The organism is Mesorhizobium sp. CA15 (assembly GCF_020165215.1).
GTDB lineage: Bacteria > Pseudomonadota > Alphaproteobacteria > Rhizobiales > Rhizobiaceae > Mesorhizobium.
In genome coordinates this window covers 15,294-36,302 of sequence record NZ_JAIUHQ010000022.1, presented here as the reverse complement: position 1 = coordinate 36,302, position 21,009 = coordinate 15,294, and the positions used below count along the sequence as shown (strand labels likewise).

The window sequence follows — 21,009 nt, the reverse complement described above, 5'->3', positions numbered from 1 at the left end:
TACATTTCCTCGAGATCGATCATGAGCAACCCGAACCGCATGCCGTGGGTGGATACGGCAAAAGGTCTTTCCATCATCCTGGTGGTGATGATGTATGCCGCCTACAACACCGGTGAATACACCGGCGGCGTCGGCTTCCTGCATTATGTCATCGGCTTTGCGACACCGTTCCGCATGCCGGAATTCTTCCTGATCTCGGGCCTGTTCCTGTCGCAGGTGATCGACCGGCCATGGCGGCGCTATATCGACCGCCGCGTCGTCCACTACTTCTATTTCTACGTGCTTTGGGCGATCATCTCTATCGGGCTGAAGATCGGCATCTTCAGCCGCGACCCCGCCGGCATGCTGCATGATCTCGCGATGGCCGCCGTCCAGCCATACGGCGTGTTGTGGTTCATCTACATGCTGGCGGTGTTCGGGATCGTCATCCGCGTGCTGCGCGAGCTTCGCGTGCCGCACTGGGTCGTCATCTTGGCTGCGGCTGCGCTGCAGATGTGGGCGCCGAAGCCGGACAGCTACGCGCTTGAGCAGTTCGCGGCCTATTTCGTGTTCTTCTATCTCGGCTTCGTGCTCGCGCCGCTGATATTCCGGCTGGTGGAGTGGACGCAGGCACGGCCGGCGATCGCCGTTCTCGGCCTGCTCGCCTGGGCGATCGTCAACGGCCTGCTCGTCTATTCGCCGGGCTATGCGATGCAGCCGGTCGGCATGCAGATGGGACTGGCGGCATGGCCGCCGCTGCATCTGTCGCTTGCCGTCGCCGGCGCCGTGGCGCTCTGCGTTGCCGGCGATTTCCTGTCGAAATTCGCTTCCATGGAATGGCTGCGCTGGCTCGGCGAGCATTCGCTGGTCGTCTATGTCGCCTTCACCATCCCGATGTCGATCTTCCGGGGCGTCATGCTGGCGAGCGGTCTCCTGACTGATACCGGCATGCTGAGCCTGGCGGTGCTGCTGGTCTCGGTCATAAGTCCGGTGGTGCTCTACTTCATCGTCCAGCGCGTCGGCTTCGGCACCTTCCTGTTCGAGCGGCCGGCCTGGGCGCATTTCGACAGGCCGACAGCTGCCAAGGCCTCCAGCAAGCCCATGACCCGGCCGGCACGCGAGGCGGCCTGACCGGGCCGCCCGTTCCGGCCATCCGTTATTTGCTAGCGTCGTATCCCGGCCGGCGCACGGCCCTGATCTTGCCGCTGCTGCCGCCGCCGCAGAAGAAGCAGCCGTCGCCATCGGATTCCAGTCCCGACACACCGGAGGGCATTGCTACCTCCTGCAGCACGTCACCCGTCTCGGGATCGATGCGCAGCAGATCGCCCTCCTCACCTTCCCAAGTGGCATGCCAGAGTTCGCCGTCGATCCAGGTGACGCCGGTGACGACGCGTTTCGACTCGATGCTACGGATCACCTCGCCCGTTTCAGGATCGATCTGGTGGATCTTATGGGCCCTGTATTCGCCGACCCAGAGCGAACCTTCGGCCCAGGCCATACCTGAATCGCCGCCATTGCCCGGCGCGGGAATGGTGGCGACGACCTCGCCGGTCTTTGGGTCGACCTTGTGAATGCGATCCTCGGCGATCTGGTAGAGGTGCTCGCCGTCGAAAGCGGTTCCGGCATGCGAGGCGACGTCGATCGATTGCACGATGGTGCCACTCTCCGGGTCGAGGGCCTTCAACTTGTCGCCGGTGGCAAACCAGACATTCTTGCCATCGTAGGTGACGCCATTGACGCGCTCGGCGTCCGGAAAGGGTCCATATTCGCGCAGGATTTCGGCAGCGGCTCTTTTCATCTTCCAATCCTCATCGGTCTCTTGTGTCAGCTTCGACTTTAGCCGCTCTGCTGCAACCCGGGGAGCAACAACACAGTCGGGAATTTATGAACCGCCTCAAAGCTCGATGCAGACCTTGCCGAAATGCTTCTGGCTCCCATACGCCCGGAAAGCCGAGGCAATATCGCGCAGCGGAAAGCTGCGGCCGATAACAGGCCTCAGGCCGTTGGCCGTTATCGCCCGGATCATATCTTCCTGGTCAGCTCTGCTGCCGATGGAAATTCCTTTGATGCGGATCTGATTGGAAAACAGCGCCGGAATCGACACTTCTGCGGCAAAGCCGGTCAACACGCCGATCAGCGCGATGTGGCCGCCCATCCTGCAGGCCTTTATCGACTGCGCCAGCGTGCCGGGGCCGCCGACCTCGACCACGTGATCGACACCGCGTCCATCGGTCAGGTCCCTGGCCTTCCGCCCCCAGTCCGGCACGGCCTTGTAATTGATAAGATGATCGGCGCCGAGCCGCCTGAGCTTTTCGAGCTTGTCATCGGAGGAAGATGTCGCGATGACACGGGCGCCCGCCATCTTGGCAAACTGCAGCGCGAACAACGACACGCTGCCCGCGCCGAGGACCAGCACCGTATCGCCAGCCCTCACCTGACCGCACACCACCAGTGCCCTCCAGGCGGTTACCCCGGCGCAACTGAGTGTAGCCGCCTCCACATGGGTGTAACCCGCCGGCGCTTTCGTGAAAGCATGCCACGGCATCGAGGCATATTCCCTTGCATAGCCATCGACATCATCGCCCAGTTCGCCCTGCTTGGTGGCGGGCGTAGCCTCGCCACCCAGCCAATTGGGCCAATAGCAGCTGACAACGGCATCGCCGGTCTCGAATGCGTCGACGCCCTCTCCGACGGCAATCACCTCGCCAGCACCATCGGACAGCGGAATGCGGCCGTCGGCGCAGGGCTTCTTGCCCGTTGCAACCATGCTGTCGTGGAAGTTCAGCGAGCATGCCCGGATTCGGACCAGCAACTCGCCCGGTCCGGGCTCGGGCCGATCCTCCTCGACCAGCGTGAGTTGTTCCAGGCCGCCGGGCGCTCTTAATCTGATCAGTTTCATGACGTCTCTCCCTCGATGCCGAGTACCGGCAAACTAGTCGCTCGGCAGCGGACCGGGGAGTAACAAGACAGTCGGGAATCCGGTGACCGGCGGCATCATCCAGCGGCGCGCCCGGCCGCGACCCACCGTCTGCACCTTATGCTCGGCCGACAACTGCTCCAGCGCCCGCTGCACGGTGCGCGCGCTGGCGCCAAGCGCGATCGCCAGCGCCGAGCTCGACCAGGCCTCGCCATCGGTCAGGAAGGCAAGCACCGCGCCATGCTCATCCTCGACAGGCGGCGCCAGCACGACGATCTCGGCGGCGTTCAGCGGCGTCAACGCAAAGCCGCCGGCGGTCGCATTGATCTCGGCCATCCCGGCGAGCTCGGCGCGGAGCCGCCCCATCTCGACCCTCAGCCGTGCGCGATGCGATTCATCGACATGCCTCGCCCGGAAGGCGCGCCTCAGCAATGTCTCACGCGAGGCATCCGCCGGCCAGGTTTCGGCGAGCGTGCGCGCCAGCGCAAACAGCACCGGCCGGGTCGCCAGCGAGACCACGGCGCCGCCTTCGCGCACGACGTTGCGGCAAGCATCGATGACCAGCGCGCCGGACCCCAGCAGCGCCTCGACCTCGTCGAGCAGCAACTCTTTCTCCGCGCCGCGCGCGATCAGCCGGCCCACCGGCGTGTTCAGCACCAGGGACGCCGCTTCGACTTCGGCCTTCAATGCCGGGATGTTGGCTTGATAGGCGGCAAGCGATGCCCGGCCGAATGCCGAGCGCGCCGCCTTTGTTCTCAGGCGCCGGACGGCGATGCCAGCCGCGGCCAGTTCATGCGCGACGCGCGCCACCGGCGGCAGCGGCGTCGGATCGAAGTCCGCAAGCAGGCGCTCGGCCTCGTCGAGGCGGCCGACCAGGATGAGGCGGCGCGCCTCGAGGCTGCCGGCATAGGCGGCGTTCAGCCGGTCGCCATGCGCGGCGAGCGTCGCGCGGGCGGACCGCAGCGCCTTCTCCGGCCAGCCGAGGTCGCGCGAGACCAGCGCGATCTCGGCCTCGGCGACGACGCAGCGGGCGCGCGCCACCGCCTCCCTCGGACTGAAGGCGCGGGCGGCGTCCTTCAGCAGTGCCTTGGCCTTGGCGAAATCGCCGAGCTGCGCCATCGCGATGCCGCGCAGGGCCAGCGCCGGCGCGTCGTCGCGCAGCGCAACGCGCTTCAAGGCGCCGAGCGGATCGCCCGCGGCAAGCGCGCGGCCGGCGGCATTGATCAGCGAATCCATGCCACCGTCTCAGCGCCCGCCGCAGCAAATCGCGTCACACTTGTAACTCTCACCATCGCAGTGCGCTGTCCTATGTCTGTCCTCGTCACCCCAACCAAACCCAAGAACGGGACAAGAGCAATGACCCAACATATGAAGACACCGCCGGTCGTTTCGCAGGAAGCGTGGGAAGGCGCCTATGAAGAGATGCTCGTGAAGGAAAAGGCGCTCACCCGCGCCCGCGACGCTTTGGCCGCCGAACGCCGCCGCATGCCGTGGATGGAAGTCAAGAAGGACTATGTGTTCGAAGGTCCGAACGGCAAGATGAGCCTGCTCGACCTCTTCGAAGGCCGCCGCCAGCTCGTCGTCTACCGCGCCTTCTTCGAGCCCGGCGTCTATGGCTGGCCCGAACATGCGTGCCGCGGCTGCTCGCTCGGCGCCGACATGGTCGGCAACCTTGCCCATCTCAACGCCCGCGACACCACGCTTGCCTATGCCTCGCGCGCGCCGCAGGCCGACATCCAGCGGCTGAAGCAGCGCATGGACTGGAAGATGCCCTGGTACACCATCACCGATAGCTGGGATAAGGATTTCGGCGTCGACGAATGGCATGGCCACAACGTCTTCATCCATGACGGCAAGCGCATCTTCCGCACTTATTTCGTCAACAACCGCGGCGACGAAGCCTTTGGCACCGTCTGGAGCTATCTCGACGTCACCCCGCTCGGCCGCCAGGAGGTATGGGAGGATTCGCCCGAGGGCTATCCGCAGACCCAGACCTACAAATGGTGGAACTGGCACGACAATTACGAGGAAGGCGCCGCCCCCGACCAGAGATGGGTCGAGGTCTCGGATGCCGGCGAAGCGGCGTTCCGCAACAAGAACGCCTGAGCGTGAAGCGGTTCCGGCGGCGCAAACCGCGCGCCGCCGGAGCCGATCGCCTCGTGCTTGTTCCAACGGGCTCGAACCCTGTCCGCATCAGAAGGTGGATATCATGAGCATCGACAATCCTGCCCCTCGCCCAAACGGCCTGAGCGGCTTCGGCCTCGCCGACTGGCTTTGCCTCGCCGCGACTCCTACCTTCGCCATGATGGCGCTGCTCACGGCGGCCTATGGGGGCCAGGACATGATGTGCATGTCGGGCGCCTCGGCGCTCAGCGGCATGGTGCCGATGTATCTGTTGATGGCAGCGTTCCATCTGGCGCCGTGGCTGCGGCTGGCGGCGCGGCGGAGGTGATGGCCGCTGAGCAATCTAAAGTCCGACCTGCCCTCCAGGTCTTGACGAAAATAGGCGCGCCTGAGACACGGGAGCAGACATTTGCTCCATGGGAGACGGGCGGGCGGTGGGCAGGCTGTGAAGCGCGTTTTTCGATTGCTTGCCGCGGCGATCCTGGCGTCCGGCGTGACTGGATGCACCAGCATTTCCTACTACGCGCAGTCGTTGGAGGGCCATGTCGAGATCATGGCCGCGCGCAAGAATGTTGGAAGACTGATCCGCGATCCGTCGACGCCACAGGCGTTGCGCGCCAAATTGACCTCCGCCAGCGCCATACGCCGCTTTGCCACGGAAGAGCTGGCGCTGCCCGATAACAACAGCTACCGCAGTTATGTCGACGTCGGTCGAAACAATGTGACCTTGGCCGTGTTTGCTGCGCCGCAATTCTCGCTTGCGCCGATAACTTGGTGCTTTCCAGTCTTCGGCTGCGTTCCCTACAAGGGTTATTTTTCGCGCAAAGACGCGCTCGAAAGTGCCGCTGAACTGCAGCGGCAGGGGCTGGACGTCTATGTGTCGGGCGTCACCGCATATTCCACGCTGGGCTGGTTCAGCGATCCGCTGCTCAGCACCATGCTGCGTCAGGACGACACCTATCTCGCAAGCCTTATTTTCCATGAGTTGGCGCATCAGAAAGTCTATGTGAACGGCGACTCCGCATTCAACGAGGCTTTCGCGGTTTCCGTCGAAACCACCGGTACGAGGAAATGGCTTCGCGCCACCGGCAATCGCGCCGGATTGCGCAGCTACGAAATCGACCGCAAGCGCAAGGCCGATTTTCTCGGACTGATATCGAAAACCCGGGAAGAGCTGAGGCAGGTCTATGGAAGTCCCCGCAGCCCGCAGCAGATGGCGGCCGCCAAAGCAGCCGCCATCGACAGGCTGCGGATGCGCTACCGGCAAATGCGCGACAGGCGATGGGCTGGATCCCGGGGATATGATGCCTGGTTCGATAGCCCTATCAACAACGCAAAGCTTGCCGCGACCGCTGTCTACGGCGAACAGGTTCCGGCGTTTCTTCGCTTGTTCGACTTGTGCTCCGGCGACTACCCGAGGTTCTACGCTTCTGTTCGACGGATCGGAAATTTGCCCGCACCTTCCCGAGCCGAAGCGCTTAGAACCGTGGCTGCGTGCAATTGATCTTATAAGGAATTAGGCACCCGGAGGCCGCGCGGACAATGTTGGACAATTATGAGCTGGACGGGTTCGGCGTGATCCACCAGATCGACTTCACACCGATCAAATACGACAAGAAATACATCTCCTATTATGAAGACCTGAGCGAGCGGACCATCAAGCTCGGTTATCAGCGGCTTGGCTGGGTGCTTGGCATCACCGGCGAGATTCCTCATTCCGTGCTGGAAATCGGATATGGCACGGGCACGTTCATCGAAGCCGCGAAGATAACCGGCGTCGCCGATTGCGCCGGCTGCGATATCGCTGAATTCCCACTGCCCAAGGGTGTCCGGTTCGTCGATTGGGATGAGGCGCTCGCCGGCGCCTGGGACCTCGTAGCCATGTTCGACGTGCTGGAGCACATCCCCGATCTCGGCTTCCTTTCCCGGCTTCAGGCCCGCCACCTGGCTGTCGCCGTCCCCTATTGCCGCTGGCGCGAGCTCGGCGCCGAGGGCGACGCGTGGTTCGCCAAATGGCGCATGCGTCTGCCCAACGAGCACCTGCATCATTTCGACCGCGACTCGCTGGTGGCGCTCCTCGCGGCCAACGGTTTCGAATGCGTGACGCTGAACTGCTTCGAGGACGGGATCAGGCTGCGGCCAGGAGAAGCAGGTCCGAACATTCTGTCGGGTTTTTTCAGGAAGCTTTAGGCCGGCGGCCTTGCCGACCGGCACTAGCGCGCCGCGTGCCGATCCGTGACCGCTGAGCGGCAATAGGGAACTACTCTTCCGAGGCGAGTTCGCCCAGATGGCGACGGACCCAGCTCATCTCTTCGGAAGCCGTGCGTCCAAAATGCCGCTTGAAGTCGCGGCTGAACTGAGCTGCGCTCGCATATCCGACCAAAGCCGCGACCTGAGCGATCGTTGTCTTGCGTGCGATCATCAGTCTTGCCTCGTGCAGCCGCATGGCTTTCACGTACTGCATCGGGCTGCTTCCGGTCATTTCCTTGAAATGGACGTGGTAAGAAGGCACGCTCATGCCTGCTTGTCCCGCGAGATCGGCGACCGAGATTTCAGCGCTGTAGTTTTCCCGCAGCCATGCGAGGCTCCGCACGATCCTTCCCGACCTGCCTCTTTGCCGCAAGGCAGCGATCATCGCGCCGCCCTGCGGGCCAATCAGGACCCGGTAATGCAGCTCGCGCAGAAGGCTCGATCCAAGAATGGCGGTCTCGGCGGGATTGCGAAGCGCCGTCAGCAGGCGCAGCAGGACATCCTCGATGTCGGACCCCATCCTGCTCGATACGAGACTTCGCGGCCGGTCGCTTCCCACAGCCGAATGCATCTCCAGCTGCGCGGCAATCTCGGCCGCAATCCGCATGTCGAACTCGACATAGACCGCAAGCAGCGGGCGATCGGGGCTGGCCGTGGACTCCATTCGAAACGGAACAGGAACCGACACCGCCAGATAATGGTCTTCATCGTAGAGGTAGACCTCCCGTTCGAGGACGCCTCGCTTGCTTCCCTGCAGGACGAACACCGCGCCCGGTTCATAAAGTACCGGAACGTCGTGAAGCACCGCCTCGGTACGGAGCACGCGCACACCCTCGAGCGCGGTCGCATTATATCCAACGCGCTCGGCGATAGCTCCGGCCAACTCGACCAGCTTTCGTCTTAGCCCAACGTCCGCTCTGATAGGATTTGGCAATCTATTCATAGAAACCGCAATCGTGGACGCTATCGCACCATACTATTTGTCAAGCTGCACTCCATCAATGAAGGACCGCAGGCCATGGCAACAAAGACATTCTTCATCACCGGCGCCAATTCGGGCTTCGGCCTCGCCATCGCTTCCGCCGCTGTCCAGATGGGCCATACGGTCATTGGCACCATCCGCTCCGAGACGTCACGCGCGGCGCTTGCCGGATCCCTCCCAGCGATCCGCACCGTCATCTGCGATGTCACGGAGTTCGACCGCGTGCCGGACGTCGTCGCGCAGGCGGAGGAAGAGCACGGGCCCGTCGACGTCCTGATCAACAATGCCGGCTATGGCCACGAGGGGGTGCTTGAAGAGTCGTCACTGGAAGAGATGCGGCGTCAGTTCGATGTGAACGTCTTCGGCGCCGTGGCGGTCGCCAAGGCATTTCTTCCCAAGTTCCGCGAGCGACGCCGCGGCTTCATTGTCAACGTCACGTCGATGGGCGGCATGATAACAATGCCGGGCATCGCTTACTATTGCGGCAGCAAGTTCGCACTCCAGGGCATATCGGAAGTGATGCGTTCCGAAATGGCCCCATTCGGCGTTCGCGTTGCCGCCGTCTGCCCAGGCTCCTTCCGGACAGACTGGGCCGGACGCTCCATGGTCCGGGCCGGGAGGTCCATCAGCGACTACGATGCGCTGTTCGATCCGATCCGGGAGGCCCGACAGGCGAAAAGCGGCAAGCAACTTGGCGATCCGGACAAGCTTGCGACGGCCGTATTGGCCCTGGTCGAAACCGAAGCCCCGCCGCCGCAGCTTCTGCTTGGCAGCGACGCCCTCAAGCTCGTCTCCGAGCGAATCCAGCGGCTGCAGCAAGAGATCGATGCCTGGAAGGCCGTAACCGTCTCGACCGATGGCTGACCGCGTGGCGGCAAGGGCAAACGCGGGCACACCTGGCAAGCCTGACCTTGCCGGGTGTGCGGCGGGGGGGCCATCGACGGGGCGAGTTTCGGACCAGCCTCACCGTCCGCATTGCCTTCCGCGCCGGCTCGCACAATAGTCGGGCCGATGTTCGAGGCGATTGCGAGTCACTGGTCGACGCTTATCCTGATCCTGTCGCTGGCGATGGCGGCGGTGGGCATCGTGCATGCCATCATGACGAAGGAAGACGTGCGCGCTGCCACCGGCTGGGTGGGCGTGATGCTTTTGTCGCCCTTCCTCGGCGCGATCATCTACGCCATCGCCGGCATCAACCGCATCCGCCGCGCGACGATCAGCGCCATGCGGCCGGTCTCGCCCGAGGCCGCTGCCGCCAGGCATGACCGGGACGTCGCGCTGGAAGCCTTGATCAACGCCGAATTCGGCCAGCGTTTCACCGGGCTGAAGACGCTTGGCGACAGGGTGGCGCGGCGCCCGCTCACCTCGGGAAACACCATCGCCGTGCTCAAGACAGGCGACGAAGCCTATACGGCGATGTGCCGGGCGATCGATGCGGCGCAACGAAGCGTGCTTCTGGAAACCTATATTTTCGACAATGACGCGGTCGGGGCGCTTTTCGTCCAGTCGCTCGGCAACGCCGTCAAGCGCGGCGTCACGGTGCGCGTGCTGATCGACGCCGTGGGCGTGCGCTACTCGGTGCCCAGCATCCTGAAGCAGCTCAGGGAGGCCGACGTCACCGTCGACCTCTTCAACGGCAACATCGTCATGGGCCTGAGACTTCCTTATGCGAACCTCCGGACCCATAGGAAGATATTGATCGTCGACGGCACGGTGGCGTTCACGGGAGGCATGAACATCCGCAAAGGATTCTCGGCCGAGCTCGCCGGTTCCGGCAGTTCGCGGGACACGCATTTCGAGGTCACCGGGCCGGTGGTGGCGGATCTGTTCTCGGTGGCCGCCGAGGACTGGCGCTTCGCCGGCAACGAGGCCCTGAAGGACGGGCCCTGGCAGGTCGAGCGTGTCGTGCCGCCGCCAGGGCAGCCGATGCTGGTGCGCGCGGTCGCGACCGGGCCGGACGCGTCCAACGAAACCAATCTCAAGTTGCTGATGGGAGCGTTTTCGGTCGCCCGCAAGTCGATCCGCATCATGTCGCCCTATTTCCTGCCGGACCGGGAGTTCATCAGCGCGCTGACCACGGCCGGCCGGCGCGGCGTCGAAATCGACATCGTCGTGCCGGCGGTGAACAACCTCTTTCTCGTCGACCACGCGATGACGGCGCAGTTCGACCAGGTTTTGAAGCACTATTGCCGCGTCTGGCGCCACGAAGGCGCGTTCGATCATTCGAAGCTGATGGCGATCGACGGCGTGTGGGCCTATATCGGCTCTTCCAATCTGGACGCCCGCTCGCTGAGGCTGAATTTCGAGATCGACTTGGAAGTGCTGGATAAAAATTTCGCCGCCGAGATCGACGCCCGTATCGCGGCCGCCATCTCGACCGCCCAGCCGGTGACGCTGCAGACGCTGAGGGCAAGGCCGTTTGCAATCCGCGTCTTCGACCGTTTGCTGTGGCTGGGATCGCCCTATCTTTAGAGCAGGAATTCGAGCATCGGGATCATGGAGATAGACGACATCAAAGGACGCAGCCTGCCCGAGACCGTGCTGCTCTCGATCCGCAGCAGAAGCGCGCGCAAGGCGAAGGCGACGCCGCGCAAGCGCGTCAACGACACGGAAATCGTCGTCGCCTCCTACAACGTCCACAAATGCATCGGCACCGACCGCAGATTCGACCCCGAACGGACGGCGCGCGTCATCCGCGAAATGAGCCCCGACGTGATCGCGCTGCAGGAGGCCGACAACCGCTTCGGCGACAGGGCCGGGCTGCTCGACCTGGCCCGCCTGGAGCTGGAAACGGGGCTGGTGCCAGTGCCGGTCAGCGGCAACGGCAAGGGGCATGGCTGGCGCGGCAATGTGCTGTTGTTCAAGCGCGGCACCGTGCGCGACGTCCACCAGCTCAAGCTGCCCGGACTGGAGCCGCGCGGCGCGCTGGTCGCCGAGATCGATATCGACGAGAAACGGTCGCTGCGCGTCATTGCCGCCCATCTCGGCCTGCTGCGCCGCTCGCGCTCGGAACAGGCCCGCGTCGTGCTCGACATCATGAGCAGCGCCGACGAGAGGCCGACGCTGCTTCTGGGCGACCTCAACGAATGGCGGCTCGGCAACCGCTCGGCGTTGAACACGCTGCACACGACCTTCGGCCCGACGCCGGCGGTGCCGACTTTCCCATCCGGCCTGCCGGTGCTGGCGCTCGACCGCATCATGGGCAACCGGCACGACCTCGTTTCGGGCGTCGAGGCGCATGATACGCCGCTGTCGCGCGTCGCCTCCGACCACCTGCCGCTGACGGCCTTCGTGCATCTTTGAGAGAAGCCGCTTTCAGCCTTCCCTCAGCCAGACCAGCATCTCGCCGGGATCCCGATTATCCCAAGCGAAATAGGGAATGGCCTTGAGCTTCGTTTCCTGCGTCACCGGCGGTTCGGGGCGGTAGAGATCGGCGCCCCAGTTCTCGGTCTCGGCCCTGCTGCCGATGGCCGAAAGGGTGACGACGCCGCCGAGCAGGTTCGGCTCCTTGTGCGCCTCGATCCTGGCCGTGCGCGATAGCGCTATGCGATGCAGCCCGCCGCCATTGTCGGTTTCCTCGACGCAGTAGATCAGCGGGCCGCGCGCGAGCGCCACGCGGCCGATGTCCTGGCGCACCTGCGGGTTGGCGAAGAGGCGGGCCATCGACATTTCGAGGTCGAGCTCAACCTTGTCGCCCTGGCGCCATTCGCGGCGGATCGCGGCATAGCCGTCGACCGTCGCCGCTTCCAGATCGACGAGCTTGCCGTTGACACGCAAAGCCGCCTTGCGGCACCAGGCGGGTATGCGCAAGTGAAGCGTGAACTCTACGGGCGCCTCCGGCCCGATCTCGATCGCAATCGCGCCGTCCCAGGGATAGCTGCTGGTCTGGACGAGCGTCACCTGCCGGCCGGCGATCTCGAAGCGCGCAGTCGAATCGCCATAGAGGTGCACCGCCAGCGCATCGTCGGCTAGGCCGTAGAAATAGCTGCCGATGGACGCCACCATGCGGCCGATATTGGGCGGGCAGCACGGGCAGCGGTGCCATTTCCAGCGGTGATGGCCGCCGCGGCTCTCCAGCGGGTTCTCGTAGAAGAACAGCGAGCCGTCGAGCGACAGGCCGGAGATCGAGCCGTTGTAAAGCGCCCGTTCCATCATGTCGGCGTAGCGGGCGTTCGGCCCCATGCCCAGCATGCGGCTCGCCCAGAACACCAGGCCGACCGAAGCGCAGGTCTCGGCATAGGCGGTCTCGTTGGGCAGGTCGTAGTCGTTGGTGAAGCCTTCATTGTCGGCCGACGGACCGAGACCGCCGGTGACGTAGAGGCTCTTCGTCGTGAGATCGTCCCAGAGCCGCTCGAGCGCGACCCTAAGCGTGTCGTCACCATATTCGGTGGCGATGTCGGCCATGCCGGAATAGAGATACATCGCCCTCACCGCATGGCCGACGACCTTGTCCTGCTCGCGCACCGGCTTGTGCGACTGGTTGTATTCATAGGTCTTGAAGTGGAAGTCCTTGGGGTCGGCGCCGCGCGCCAGCGCCTCCTCATCGAAATAATGCGGCTGCTGGCCGCGCTGGTCGATGAAATACTTAGCCAGCTTCATATATTTGTCGTTGCCTGTCGCGCGCGCGAGCCTGACCAGCGCCAGCTCGATCTCCTCATGGCCGCAATAGCCCTTCCGCTTGCCGGGCTCGGGCCCGAAAGTGTCGGCGATGTGGTCGGCATAGCGGCTCATGATGTCGAGCAGCTTGCGCTTACCGGTCGCCTGAAAGTAGGCGACGGCGCCCTCGATCAGATGCCCGGCGCAGTAAAGCTCGTGGCAGTCGCGCAGGTTGGTCCAGCGCAGGCCGGGCTGGATGCGCTGGTACCAGCTCGAGAGATAGCCGTCCTCCTGCTGCAGCTTGCCGTACATGTCGATGACGGCATCGATCTTCTTTTCCAGATCGGGGTTACGGCGCCGGTAGAGCGAATAGGCCGCGGTCTCGATGGTCTTACCCCAATCGGAATCCCAGAACATCTGCGTCGTCACGGTGCGCGCGGTAAAACCGTCGCTGACGTGGAAGGGGATGACGACGCCCGGCGACGGCACGTCTGGATCGATCTGCTCCAGCATGCGCGCCTCGACGCAGCGGTCGTAGAGGATGCCGGCGGTCTTGGCGGCGACCGCGTCGACACGGTCGCCCCAGAAACCGCGGACATCGACCTGCGGCACTGGCAACGGCCGAAAGGCGAGCTTCGGCCTGGCGGAGGGCTGCGCGGCGGGCTGCGATGCGGTCATGAGTTCACTCCATTCGAATTACTTGACGGCCCCGGCCATGAGGCCGCGGATGTAGAAGCGCTGCAGCGCCAGGAACAGGATCAGGCAAGGCACCATCATCACCGTGACGCCGGCCTGCACCGCACCCCAGTCGATGGCGCCGAAGCGGCCGGACTGAAGCGCTGTCATCATCACCGGCAGAGTGAATTTGGACTGGTCGGTCATCAGCACCAGGGCTGCCAGGAACTCGTTCCAGGCGCCGAGGAAGGCGAACAGCGCGATGGTGACGACGCCCGGCCAGACGAGCGGCAGCATGACTTTGATCAGCATGGTGACGTTGTTGGCGCCATCCATGCGCGCGGCCTCCTCGATCTCCCGCGGCACGGCGTCGAAGGCGTTGCGCATCATGAAGATCGAGAACGGCAGCTGCAGCGTGACATAGACGCAGACCAGGCCGGTCAGCGTGTTGTGCAGGCCAAGCTTCGTCAACACCAGGAAGATCGGCGTCAGGATCGACTGGAACGGGATCATGATCGTCGACAGGATGAGGACGAAGAAGAAATCCCGCAACGGGAACCGGAAGCGCGAGAAACCGTAGCCGGCGAGCACGCTGACCAGCACCGAGAGCAGCACCGTCATAACCGAGACATAGATGCTGTTCTGCGCCGAGACCCAGAGCCCGTCGCCGAAGGAGTTCAGCGTCTGATAATTCTCGATCGAGAAACCGGTGGTCGGCCAGGGCGGCAGCGGCGGCTGGCGCGCTTCCTGCGCCGGCTTGAAGGTCGACAGCACCGTCCAGACGATCGGCGCCAGGAACAACACCGAGGCGATGATGCCGGTGGAATGCCTGGCGAGGCTGAAGCCGACTCTCCGCTTTTGCGACATCGCCTCGGCCATTAATCGAGCCCCTCGGGCTTGCGCAACAGCCAGAGCTGGATGAGGCTGAGCGCCACCAGGATAACCAGCAGCACCATCGAGAGCGCGGCGCCGTAGCCGAGCTTGAACGAGACGAAGGACTGGTTGAAGATCCAGTAGACCGCCGTCAGCGTCTGGTTGCGCGGGCCGCCGCGCAGGATGATGTAGAACTGGTCGAAGGCGAGGATCGAACCCGCGACCGAGAGGATCAGCGCCAGCGCCAGCGTGCGGCGCATCAGCGGCAAGGTGATGGCCCGGAACCTTGCGAACGGCCCTGCCCCGTCGATGACCGCCGCCTCCTGCAGATCCTGCGGGATCGACTGCAGCCCGGTCATCAGGATGATCATGGTGAAGCCGGCGACCTTCCACACCACCATGGCGATGATCGACCAGAAGGCCGGCTGGAACGTGGCGAGAAGATTGACCTTCTTCGCGGTCAGGCCGAGATCGAAGGCGGCCGGACTGAACAGGCCAGAATCGACGTTGAGCAACCAGGACCAGAGCAGGCTCGCCGAAGCGAAGCCGACCACCGCCGGCATGAAGAAGGCGGTGCGGTAGAGATTGGTGAGCGGGCGCGGCTTTTCGATGAAGATCGCCAGCGGGAAGGCGACGGCGAAGATCGCGATGGTGACGATCACCGTGTAGTAGAAGGTGAATTTCAGCGCATTCCAGAAGCGCGTGTCGCGCAGGATCGCGAAATAATTGTCGAGGCCGATGAAGGCATGCTCGCCCATCAGCGGCCAATTGTGCAGCGACATCCAGGCCGTCATGCCGAGCGGAATGACGAAGAAGACGGTGACCAGGGCGACGGCCGGCAGGACATAGAGCAGGCCCACCCATTGCCGACGGCTGACGCCGATGCGTGAGCGGGCGGGAGCGGAAGTTGCGGTGATGGCGGTCATGGCCGGGCTCCCCCTTCTCCCCTTGTGGGGGAAGGTGGATCGGCGCGTAGCGCCGAGACGGATGAGGGGTGTTCCAGGGAACGCCAACGCCTCACTCCGCTGGAACACCCCTCATCCGTCGCCTTCGGCGACACCTTCTCCCACAAGGGGGGAAGGGGGAGCGAACCTCGCGGCGCCACAAATTGGTGAGCGTGCTTTCTCAACGCGATAAAACCCTGCCATTCAGCGATGCAGTCCCCGGCCGCCCGGCCAGGGAGACGGGGCGGGCGGCCGGTCAGAGCCTTGGCAGCGAGGCGTTGCGCTATCCTCGCCGCCTATAGGCCCTGGTGTCTACTTGTTCGGCGCCTGGTCGATGATCGACTGCATCGTCTCCTGCGCGTTCTTGATGGCGCCGTCGACATCGTCGCCGAAGAACACCTCGTTGATCATCTGCGTCCACGGCCCGTTGGCGGAGTTGATCAGGTCGTTGAACACCACCGAATAGGGCGTCCTGCCCTTGGCCATCGCCTCGGCCGCCACCTGATAGCGCGGGTCGAGGTCCTTCAGCGCGTCCTTGGCGATGTCGTTTCGCACCGGCAGACTGCCATATTTGGCAAGGATCGTCTGGCCCTCCAGCGAATAGGCGAAGTCCAGGAACTCCTTCACCACGGCGATCTTCTTGGTGCCCTTGGTGACGACGAAATTGTCGCCGCCGGCAAAGGACGACCAGCCGCCATCCTTGCCCGGCAGGAAGGTGATGCCGTAGTCGACGTCCGGGTACTGTGTGTTGAGCGCGCCGATGGCGAAGGCGCCGGACGGCGAGATGCCGATCTTGCCGCCGGCGAAGGCGGCGAAGAAATTGGCGCCGGTGTCGGTCTGCGCGCCCTCGGGCACCAGCCCCTTCTTGACCATCGAGCGATAGAGGTCGATCGCGCCGCGCAGCTGCGGGCTGTCGAGCGTCGCCTTCGAGCCGTCCTCGGACAGGATGTCGCCGCCCGAGGCCCAGATCAGCGGAGTGAAGGTGAAGATGTTGCAGCCGCCGCAATTGCCGGAGAAATAAAAGCCCTTGATGTCGCCGCCGAGCGCGTTGACCTTTTCGGCATCGGCCTCGATCTCGGCCCAGTTGGTCGGGCCCTTCTCAGGATCGAGCCCAGCCTGCTTGAACAGCTTCTTGTTCCAGATCAGCACCGAGGCGTCGGCCGAGAACGGCAGGCCGTAGATGCGGTCCTTGTAGGTGCCGGTCTTCACATGCGCCGGCGACAGACTGGCGAAATAGGGCAAGGATTTCGCCCAGTCGGTAATGTCCTCCAACTGGCCGGCGGCGGCGAAGGACGGCGTGTAGATCAGGTCGAGCGAGAGCGCGTCGGGCGCGGTGCCGCCGGCGGCGGCGGCGCCATATTTCGGGATGATCTCGGCGTTGGGAATGATATCGAGCTTGATCTGGTCCTTGTTGGCCTTGTTGAAGGCGTCAACGATGCGCGGCATGAAGTTCGAGCCGTCGGCGCGCACCCAGATGTTGGCGGTCTCGGCGGACGCCGCCTGCAGGCCGCCGCCGATGACGGCCGCGGCTAAAGCCAGCTTGGCAAACATGGTCTTCATTTTACTCCTCCTCATGGTTCTCCTCCCTGTTCTGGCCATGCCGCCCGGTCTAACCGGGCGCGTAGCCTTGTTGCTTCATTGCGACGGACTGCCGCATGACTGACGCACCACCAGCCGGCACGGCAGTTTCCTGATGCCCGGCGCGGCCGGCTGGCCGTCGACGAGCGAAAGCAGGGCAAGTCCGGCCTCGCGGCCGAGGCTCGCCAGGTTCATGTCGATGGAAGTCAGCGGCGGGCGCGTCGCCTCGGCCACGATCTCCCAATTGTCGAAGCCGATGACGCCGACATCCTCGGGCACGCGGATACCGCGCTCGCGCAGCGCATCGATGACGCCGCGGGCAATCTGGTCGTTGCCGCAGAAGACGGCGTCCGGCCATCCTTCCCTGCCCGCCTTGCCGAACAGTCTTGCCACCGCATCGCGGCCCCAGGCCTCCGACCAGGCGCCGAGCAGCGGCTCGGCTGTGGGCAAGCCGTTCTCCCTCAGGACGTCGCGATAAGCCTCGGCCCGCGCGTGCACCACGGCGAAGCTCGCCGGTCCACTGACATGGGCGATGCGGCGGCGGCCGAGCCGCAAGAACTGCTCGACCGCCAGCCGCGCGCCGCCGGCATCGTCGGAGACGAGGCCGACCGCGCCGGGATCCGGCTGGGTGAAGGCGTAGACGACCGGAATGCGCAGGTTGGAGAGATCGACCGGCAGATGGCGGTCGATGCGTTTTCCGGTGGCGACGATGCCGTCGACGCGCTTGTCGAGCATGGCCTCGACATGCAGCTGGCCGAGCCGCGGGTCGTCCTCGACATTGCACAGGAACACCGAGACGCCCTTGTCGACCAGCGCATCCGAAACGCCGGCCATCAGCGGCAGCGAGAAGCGGCCATAGGTATCGTTGGTGAGCAGGCCGACGGTGAAGGAGCGCTTTCGCAACAGGCTCTGCGCCAGGCTGTTCGGCCGAAAGCCGAGCAGCCGCGCCGTCTCGCGGATGCGCTCACGCGTCTCCGCCGTCATCCGCCCCTGCCCGTTCAGCGCCTTCGACGCCGTCGCAACGCTGACGCCGGCCGCAGCGGCGACCTCGCGCAGCGTGACCGGCGGCTTGGCGGAAACTGGCGCAGGCTCGGCGTCTGAAGGCATGGGCGCGGCGGATTCCCTTAGCTGGGAAAAGGTTTTCTCTTACTGCCCTGCGCGGTGACGACGGGTGAGGTCAGCGAGCGCGGAGCGGGTTGGGAAAAGGTTTTCTCAGCGATGGAGAGTAGGGGAAGGTGGCGGGGTTGGCAAGGGGGAACACTAATCGCCGCCCTCGCGCCAAATTTCAACACCACGGATTCTTAATGACCACAGCGAGGGCCGCTTGCGGTCAGACCGCTTTGTGGCGGTGGAGCTTCAGTAGCTGCCGTTTGCGAATCTCAGGTTATGACGGAGGAAGCGTCATGATGCATTCAAAGTAGCCCGTAGGTTTCGATCCCACCAATAGTGTAGAGAGCGCTGAAGGCGCCTCCAGCAGGCGCTCCCTCCAGGAGAAGCAAGGCGGCTTCCCTGCCAGGAGATGAAGGAGCAAGCTGCACTAGGGACTTGGCATCCGAAGTCGGAAGATCGCGCAGGCGAGCGCTTGCGCGAGACAGGGCCACGGACGGCAAAAGTTCCTCCTTCAGGCCTTGTGCAACCAGCACGAGATGGAGGTAGCTGATGGTATCGCCGATGCGCCAAGATGCCGCGCTCACCACCGAGCATCGGTTCAACAGCAGCAGCGCTGGATAGCTAGCTGAATCGTGGGTTCGTAATCGCCTTTCATCGCCGGTGTAGGTGGACCCAGCATGGCACGCGTTGAGCATGACAAGCCTGTATGGGAAGTCAACGAAGTCTGACTGGATCGCCTTCACGTTGATGGCGTGCGCTCCAGCACCCCCGAGCGAGCCTAGGAACGGATCTGAGAAACTGGAAATCGAAACTCCATGTGTTGAGACCACGAGCAAATCTGCATCCGTCATCTGCGCCACGAGGCCCGCCTCATCGTCGACCTCTGCTGTACTGACGACGCGTGCCTCGACCGTGACCGCTGCAACTTCGGCTTCTATCCGCGCGAGCTCGAGATTGTCCCCACTATTGATCAGCGCGACAAGCTTAGGTTGGATCAAGGCGGATTGCGGGCAGGCCGGGTACAGCGCTGGCACAATCCGAGCCTCAAGTTTACCTTCGGCCATGCGGGCTCGCAAACCGTCATGGCCCAGAACGGCCGCAGTAATAGGAAGTATGTTATCGTGATCCTGGAGGCTGAGAATACCTGGACAAGCGGCGGGCAGCATATCAAACACTGTTTTTAGTGCGTCCCGGCTCTGTGCGGCGAAGCAATCGAGCTGCTTGGCGAAGTCCACCTTCGAGACAGAACCTTGGGCAAAAGACCTGCGTGCAAGGTGCCATTGCCCTATCGACCGAAGCGGGAGGGTGTATCGAGCGTAGCAGTTGCCCTGGAAAACCCAGATCGGAACCGGATCACTTCCGAAGGTCGGCAGGATGATGCACCACCCCTCAGCCAATCGAGTTTCCAGGAGCGAAGTTGCCGCAGCCATCGAAACCGCCTCAAACGGCGATGGGAAGCCTTGACCGACTATCCGGGAAATGGTCTCGCCGAGGTCGTCCCACGGTTTGCCGGTTAGCATGGGATCCCAGGGACTATCTCTATACTCGTCAACCCTGAGTGCGAACGGGGCGCCAAACGCCTGGACGGATAAGATGCGGTCGCGCAGATCGGCGAACTCGGTTTCCATCCCATCCGGCCGCGCGACGAGGCTATCGGCCCAATCCAGCAGCGCGAGCCAATCAGCAACGACGCTGCCGTAGAGAACTGCTATAATTGGAAGAACGTCGACGGTAAGTCCGTCCGCCGGAAGTTGGGCGAGACGGCTCTCAATCTGGCGAATGTATTGGTCGCGAAGGCCCCGTCGATGATGGAGACGCAGGACACCACGTAGTCCGTTGTCGAGCATAACGGCTGCGGCTCTCAGCCGCCCGGCAGCGGCCGGGCGATCTCCCGACTCAAGCGCAATCGACGCGTCAATTATCTCCAACTCCAGCAGGCTCTCATAGGAGGTATCTGCGTTGAATTCGCTTCGCGCCCGAGCGATGTGAGCGCGGGCCTCCGGTAAGCAGCCCTGCCGCCGGCAGCAGGAAGCCAGATTGGCAAAGAGGTGTCCTGTTATGTCGCCGCTGGTCGACGAGTTGATCATTGACTTCAAAATATCGGCCGCTTCTTCCAGCTGCCCGAGCTCCATCTGGGCCGTGGCAAGGTTGAGGCGCAGTCGTTCCGGAAGGGAGTTCCCGTTCGCCTCGTTTAGCGTGAGCGCGGCTTTTCCAGCAGCCACCGACCCGGCGGCATCACCTCGTTCAAAGGCCAGTACTGCTTCCTGTTCATACGTCTGAGCAACAAGCAGTGTGAGATTTGCTTCTTTCGCGATCGACCTAGCATGCTGGACGGCGCCCATGGCGGCCTCATGCGCTCCGTGTTGCGCATACAGGGCCGACGCTTGGAGGTAAGCCCTCACCAACCCTTCGTCATCGCCCAGCCGCTTGAAGACCCGGGCAATGCTGGCGAACAGTAAGGGCTGGAGGTCGGATCCAAAAATGCCTCGTTCGGCATAGCTCCACATATCGCCCGCCAGTTCAATGACGTCTCTGCGTTGATATTCCTCAGTATGAATCTCAGCCATGCGTTCGAACGCTGCCAGCCCTTTTGAGAGTTTACCGGCGGACATGGCCACACGCGACAATAGCTCCAGAAACATGACTTCATACATCGGCTGGTTCTCGCCATTGAAAAAGGCGATGACCACCTCGACGCGATCGATAATGTCGAGGCTTGAAGCTACCCCTTCGCTAACAAGGTGATTGTAATAGTCGAAGAGTTCCCAAAAGAGATCGGAGCCAACACTCTCTCTGCATAAGCGCACTAATACGTTAGGCAGATCGACGGCGCTCGACGCCCACCATGCTGGAGGCAAAGGCGAATCATCTGATTTGGCGGCATCCATTGATGTATGGCAACTGAGTTCATTCGATTGTTGCAAGGACTATTGTATCGTCGCGCTCGCAAACATCCGGCGCATGCCGGTTGGCTCCCGACA

18 protein-coding genes are annotated in these 21,009 nt (G+C 63.5%); 8 read left to right on the top strand and 10 right to left on the bottom strand.

What is annotated here, in order from left to right:
• Positions 1–21: 21 nt before the first annotated feature.
• On the top strand, positions 22–1,110 hold the full coding sequence (locus tag LB515_RS25335) for an acyltransferase family protein (protein ID WP_224709337.1): 1,089 nt from the start codon (positions 22–24) through the stop codon (positions 1,108–1,110).
• 25 nt (positions 1,111–1,135) lie between these two features.
• Here the strand turns inward: LB515_RS25335 and LB515_RS25330 are convergent, their stop codons facing one another.
• From LB515_RS25330 to LB515_RS25320, 3 genes are all read right to left on the bottom strand, one after another.
• The gene (locus LB515_RS25330; RefSeq protein WP_224709336.1) at positions 1,136–1,777 is read right to left on the bottom strand and encodes a DUF5074 domain-containing protein; all 642 of its coding nucleotides are present in this window, start codon (positions 1,775–1,777) and stop codon (positions 1,136–1,138) included.
• 96 nt (positions 1,778–1,873) lie between these two features.
• On the bottom strand, positions 1,874–2,878 hold the full coding sequence (locus LB515_RS25325; RefSeq protein WP_224709335.1) for a zinc-dependent alcohol dehydrogenase family protein: 1,005 nt from the start codon (positions 2,876–2,878) through the stop codon (positions 1,874–1,876).
• Between the two features lie 33 nt (positions 2,879–2,911).
• Positions 2,912–4,132: a helix-turn-helix domain-containing protein gene (locus LB515_RS25320; protein ID WP_224709334.1), complete on the bottom strand. Its 1,221-nt coding sequence runs from the start codon at positions 4,130–4,132 to the stop codon at positions 2,912–2,914.
• Positions 4,133–4,252: 120 nt separating this feature from the next.
• On the opposite strand from LB515_RS25320, the gene LB515_RS25315 reads away from it, so the two are divergent.
• The 4 genes from LB515_RS25315 to LB515_RS25300 all read left to right on the top strand — a co-directional run bounded on the left by LB515_RS25315 (position 4,253) and on the right by LB515_RS25300 (position 7,210).
• Entirely contained in the window at positions 4,253–5,002 is a 750-nt protein-coding gene (locus LB515_RS25315) for a DUF899 domain-containing protein (RefSeq protein WP_224601632.1), read from the top strand.
• 103 nt (positions 5,003–5,105) lie between these two features.
• The gene (locus LB515_RS25310; protein ID WP_224601630.1) at positions 5,106–5,348 is read left to right on the top strand and encodes a hypothetical protein; all 243 of its coding nucleotides are present in this window, start codon (positions 5,106–5,108) and stop codon (positions 5,346–5,348) included.
• A 117-nt stretch (positions 5,349–5,465) separates the two neighbouring features.
• Complete coding sequence (locus LB515_RS25305; protein WP_224709333.1) at positions 5,466–6,524, top strand: aminopeptidase; 1,059 nt, start codon at positions 5,466–5,468, stop codon at positions 6,522–6,524.
• A gap of 38 nt (positions 6,525–6,562) precedes the next feature.
• Positions 6,563–7,210, top strand: a complete 648-nt coding sequence (locus tag LB515_RS25300) for a class I SAM-dependent methyltransferase (protein WP_224709332.1) — start codon at positions 6,563–6,565, stop codon at positions 7,208–7,210.
• Between the two features lie 70 nt (positions 7,211–7,280).
• On the opposite strand, the gene LB515_RS25295 is transcribed toward LB515_RS25300, so the two are convergent.
• On the bottom strand, positions 7,281–8,213 hold the full coding sequence (locus LB515_RS25295) for an AraC family transcriptional regulator (protein ID WP_224709331.1): 933 nt from the start codon (positions 8,211–8,213) through the stop codon (positions 7,281–7,283).
• A 75-nt stretch (positions 8,214–8,288) separates the two neighbouring features.
• On the opposite strand from LB515_RS25295, the gene LB515_RS25290 reads away from it, so the two are divergent.
• The 3 genes from LB515_RS25290 to LB515_RS25280 all read left to right on the top strand — a co-directional run bounded on the left by LB515_RS25290 (position 8,289) and on the right by LB515_RS25280 (position 11,555).
• Positions 8,289–9,116, top strand: a complete 828-nt coding sequence (locus tag LB515_RS25290; RefSeq protein ID WP_224709330.1) for an oxidoreductase — start codon at positions 8,289–8,291, stop codon at positions 9,114–9,116.
• A gap of 147 nt (positions 9,117–9,263) precedes the next feature.
• Positions 9,264–10,724, top strand: coding sequence for a phospholipase D-like domain-containing protein (locus LB515_RS25285; protein WP_224709329.1), 1,461 nt, complete (start codon positions 9,264–9,266; stop codon positions 10,722–10,724).
• A gap of 24 nt (positions 10,725–10,748) precedes the next feature.
• Complete coding sequence (locus LB515_RS25280) at positions 10,749–11,555, top strand: endonuclease/exonuclease/phosphatase family protein (RefSeq protein WP_224709328.1); 807 nt, start codon at positions 10,749–10,751, stop codon at positions 11,553–11,555.
• Positions 11,556–11,567: 12 nt separating this feature from the next.
• On the opposite strand, the gene LB515_RS25275 is transcribed toward LB515_RS25280, so the two are convergent.
• The 6 genes from LB515_RS25275 to LB515_RS25250 all read right to left on the bottom strand — a co-directional run bounded on the left by LB515_RS25275 (position 11,568) and on the right by LB515_RS25250 (position 20,916).
• Complete coding sequence (locus LB515_RS25275) at positions 11,568–13,526, bottom strand: glycoside hydrolase family 127 protein (RefSeq protein ID WP_224709327.1); 1,959 nt, start codon at positions 13,524–13,526, stop codon at positions 11,568–11,570.
• An 18-nt stretch (positions 13,527–13,544) separates the two neighbouring features.
• Positions 13,545–14,402 (bottom strand): carbohydrate ABC transporter permease, encoded by an 858-nt coding sequence (locus LB515_RS25270; protein ID WP_224709326.1) that lies wholly within the window; start codon positions 14,400–14,402, stop codon positions 13,545–13,547.
• On the bottom strand, positions 14,402–15,322 hold the full coding sequence (locus LB515_RS25265; RefSeq protein WP_140840882.1) for a carbohydrate ABC transporter permease: 921 nt from the start codon (positions 15,320–15,322) through the stop codon (positions 14,402–14,404). Before LB515_RS25265 ends, LB515_RS25270 begins: the two co-directional genes overlap by 1 nt.
• A 330-nt stretch (positions 15,323–15,652) precedes the next feature.
• The gene (locus LB515_RS25260) at positions 15,653–16,900 is read right to left on the bottom strand and encodes an ABC transporter substrate-binding protein (protein ID WP_095767848.1); all 1,248 of its coding nucleotides are present in this window, start codon (positions 16,898–16,900) and stop codon (positions 15,653–15,655) included.
• 75 nt (positions 16,901–16,975) lie between these two features.
• Entirely contained in the window at positions 16,976–18,025 is a 1,050-nt protein-coding gene (locus LB515_RS25255) for a LacI family DNA-binding transcriptional regulator (protein ID WP_224709325.1), read from the bottom strand.
• A 305-nt stretch (positions 18,026–18,330) separates the two neighbouring features.
• Complete coding sequence (locus tag LB515_RS25250; RefSeq protein ID WP_224709324.1) at positions 18,331–20,916, bottom strand: tetratricopeptide repeat protein; 2,586 nt, start codon at positions 20,914–20,916, stop codon at positions 18,331–18,333.
• Positions 20,917–21,009 lie beyond the last annotated feature (93 nt).

Coding starts and splice junctions, on each gene's coding strand:
- LB515_RS25335 (WP_224709337.1), top strand. CDS start 22: ATGAGCAACCCGAACCGCATGCCGTGGGTGGATACGGCAAAAGGTCTT.
- LB515_RS25330 (WP_224709336.1), bottom strand. CDS start 1,777: ATGAAAAGAGCCGCTGCCGAAATCCTGCGCGAATATGGACCCTTTCCG.
- LB515_RS25325 (WP_224709335.1), bottom strand. CDS start 2,878: ATGAAACTGATCAGATTAAGAGCGCCCGGCGGCCTGGAACAACTCACG.
- LB515_RS25320 (WP_224709334.1), bottom strand. CDS start 4,132: ATGGATTCGCTGATCAATGCCGCCGGCCGCGCGCTTGCCGCGGGCGAT.
- LB515_RS25315 (WP_224601632.1), top strand. CDS start 4,253: ATGACCCAACATATGAAGACACCGCCGGTCGTTTCGCAGGAAGCGTGG.
- LB515_RS25310 (WP_224601630.1), top strand. CDS start 5,106: ATGAGCATCGACAATCCTGCCCCTCGCCCAAACGGCCTGAGCGGCTTC.
- LB515_RS25300 (WP_224709332.1), top strand. CDS start 6,563: ATGTTGGACAATTATGAGCTGGACGGGTTCGGCGTGATCCACCAGATC.
- LB515_RS25295 (WP_224709331.1), bottom strand. CDS start 8,213: ATGAATAGATTGCCAAATCCTATCAGAGCGGACGTTGGGCTAAGACGA.
- LB515_RS25290 (WP_224709330.1), top strand. CDS start 8,289: ATGGCAACAAAGACATTCTTCATCACCGGCGCCAATTCGGGCTTCGGC.
- LB515_RS25285 (WP_224709329.1), top strand. CDS start 9,264: ATGTTCGAGGCGATTGCGAGTCACTGGTCGACGCTTATCCTGATCCTG.
- LB515_RS25280 (WP_224709328.1), top strand. CDS start 10,749: ATGGAGATAGACGACATCAAAGGACGCAGCCTGCCCGAGACCGTGCTG.
- LB515_RS25275 (WP_224709327.1), bottom strand. CDS start 13,526: ATGACCGCATCGCAGCCCGCCGCGCAGCCCTCCGCCAGGCCGAAGCTC.
- LB515_RS25270 (WP_224709326.1), bottom strand. CDS start 14,402: ATGGCCGAGGCGATGTCGCAAAAGCGGAGAGTCGGCTTCAGCCTCGCC.
- LB515_RS25265 (WP_140840882.1), bottom strand. CDS start 15,322: ATGACCGCCATCACCGCAACTTCCGCTCCCGCCCGCTCACGCATCGGC.
- LB515_RS25260 (WP_095767848.1), bottom strand. CDS start 16,900: ATGAAGACCATGTTTGCCAAGCTGGCTTTAGCCGCGGCCGTCATCGGC.
- LB515_RS25255 (WP_224709325.1), bottom strand. CDS start 18,025: ATGCCTTCAGACGCCGAGCCTGCGCCAGTTTCCGCCAAGCCGCCGGTC.
- LB515_RS25250 (WP_224709324.1), bottom strand. CDS start 20,916: ATGGATGCCGCCAAATCAGATGATTCGCCTTTGCCTCCAGCATGGTGG.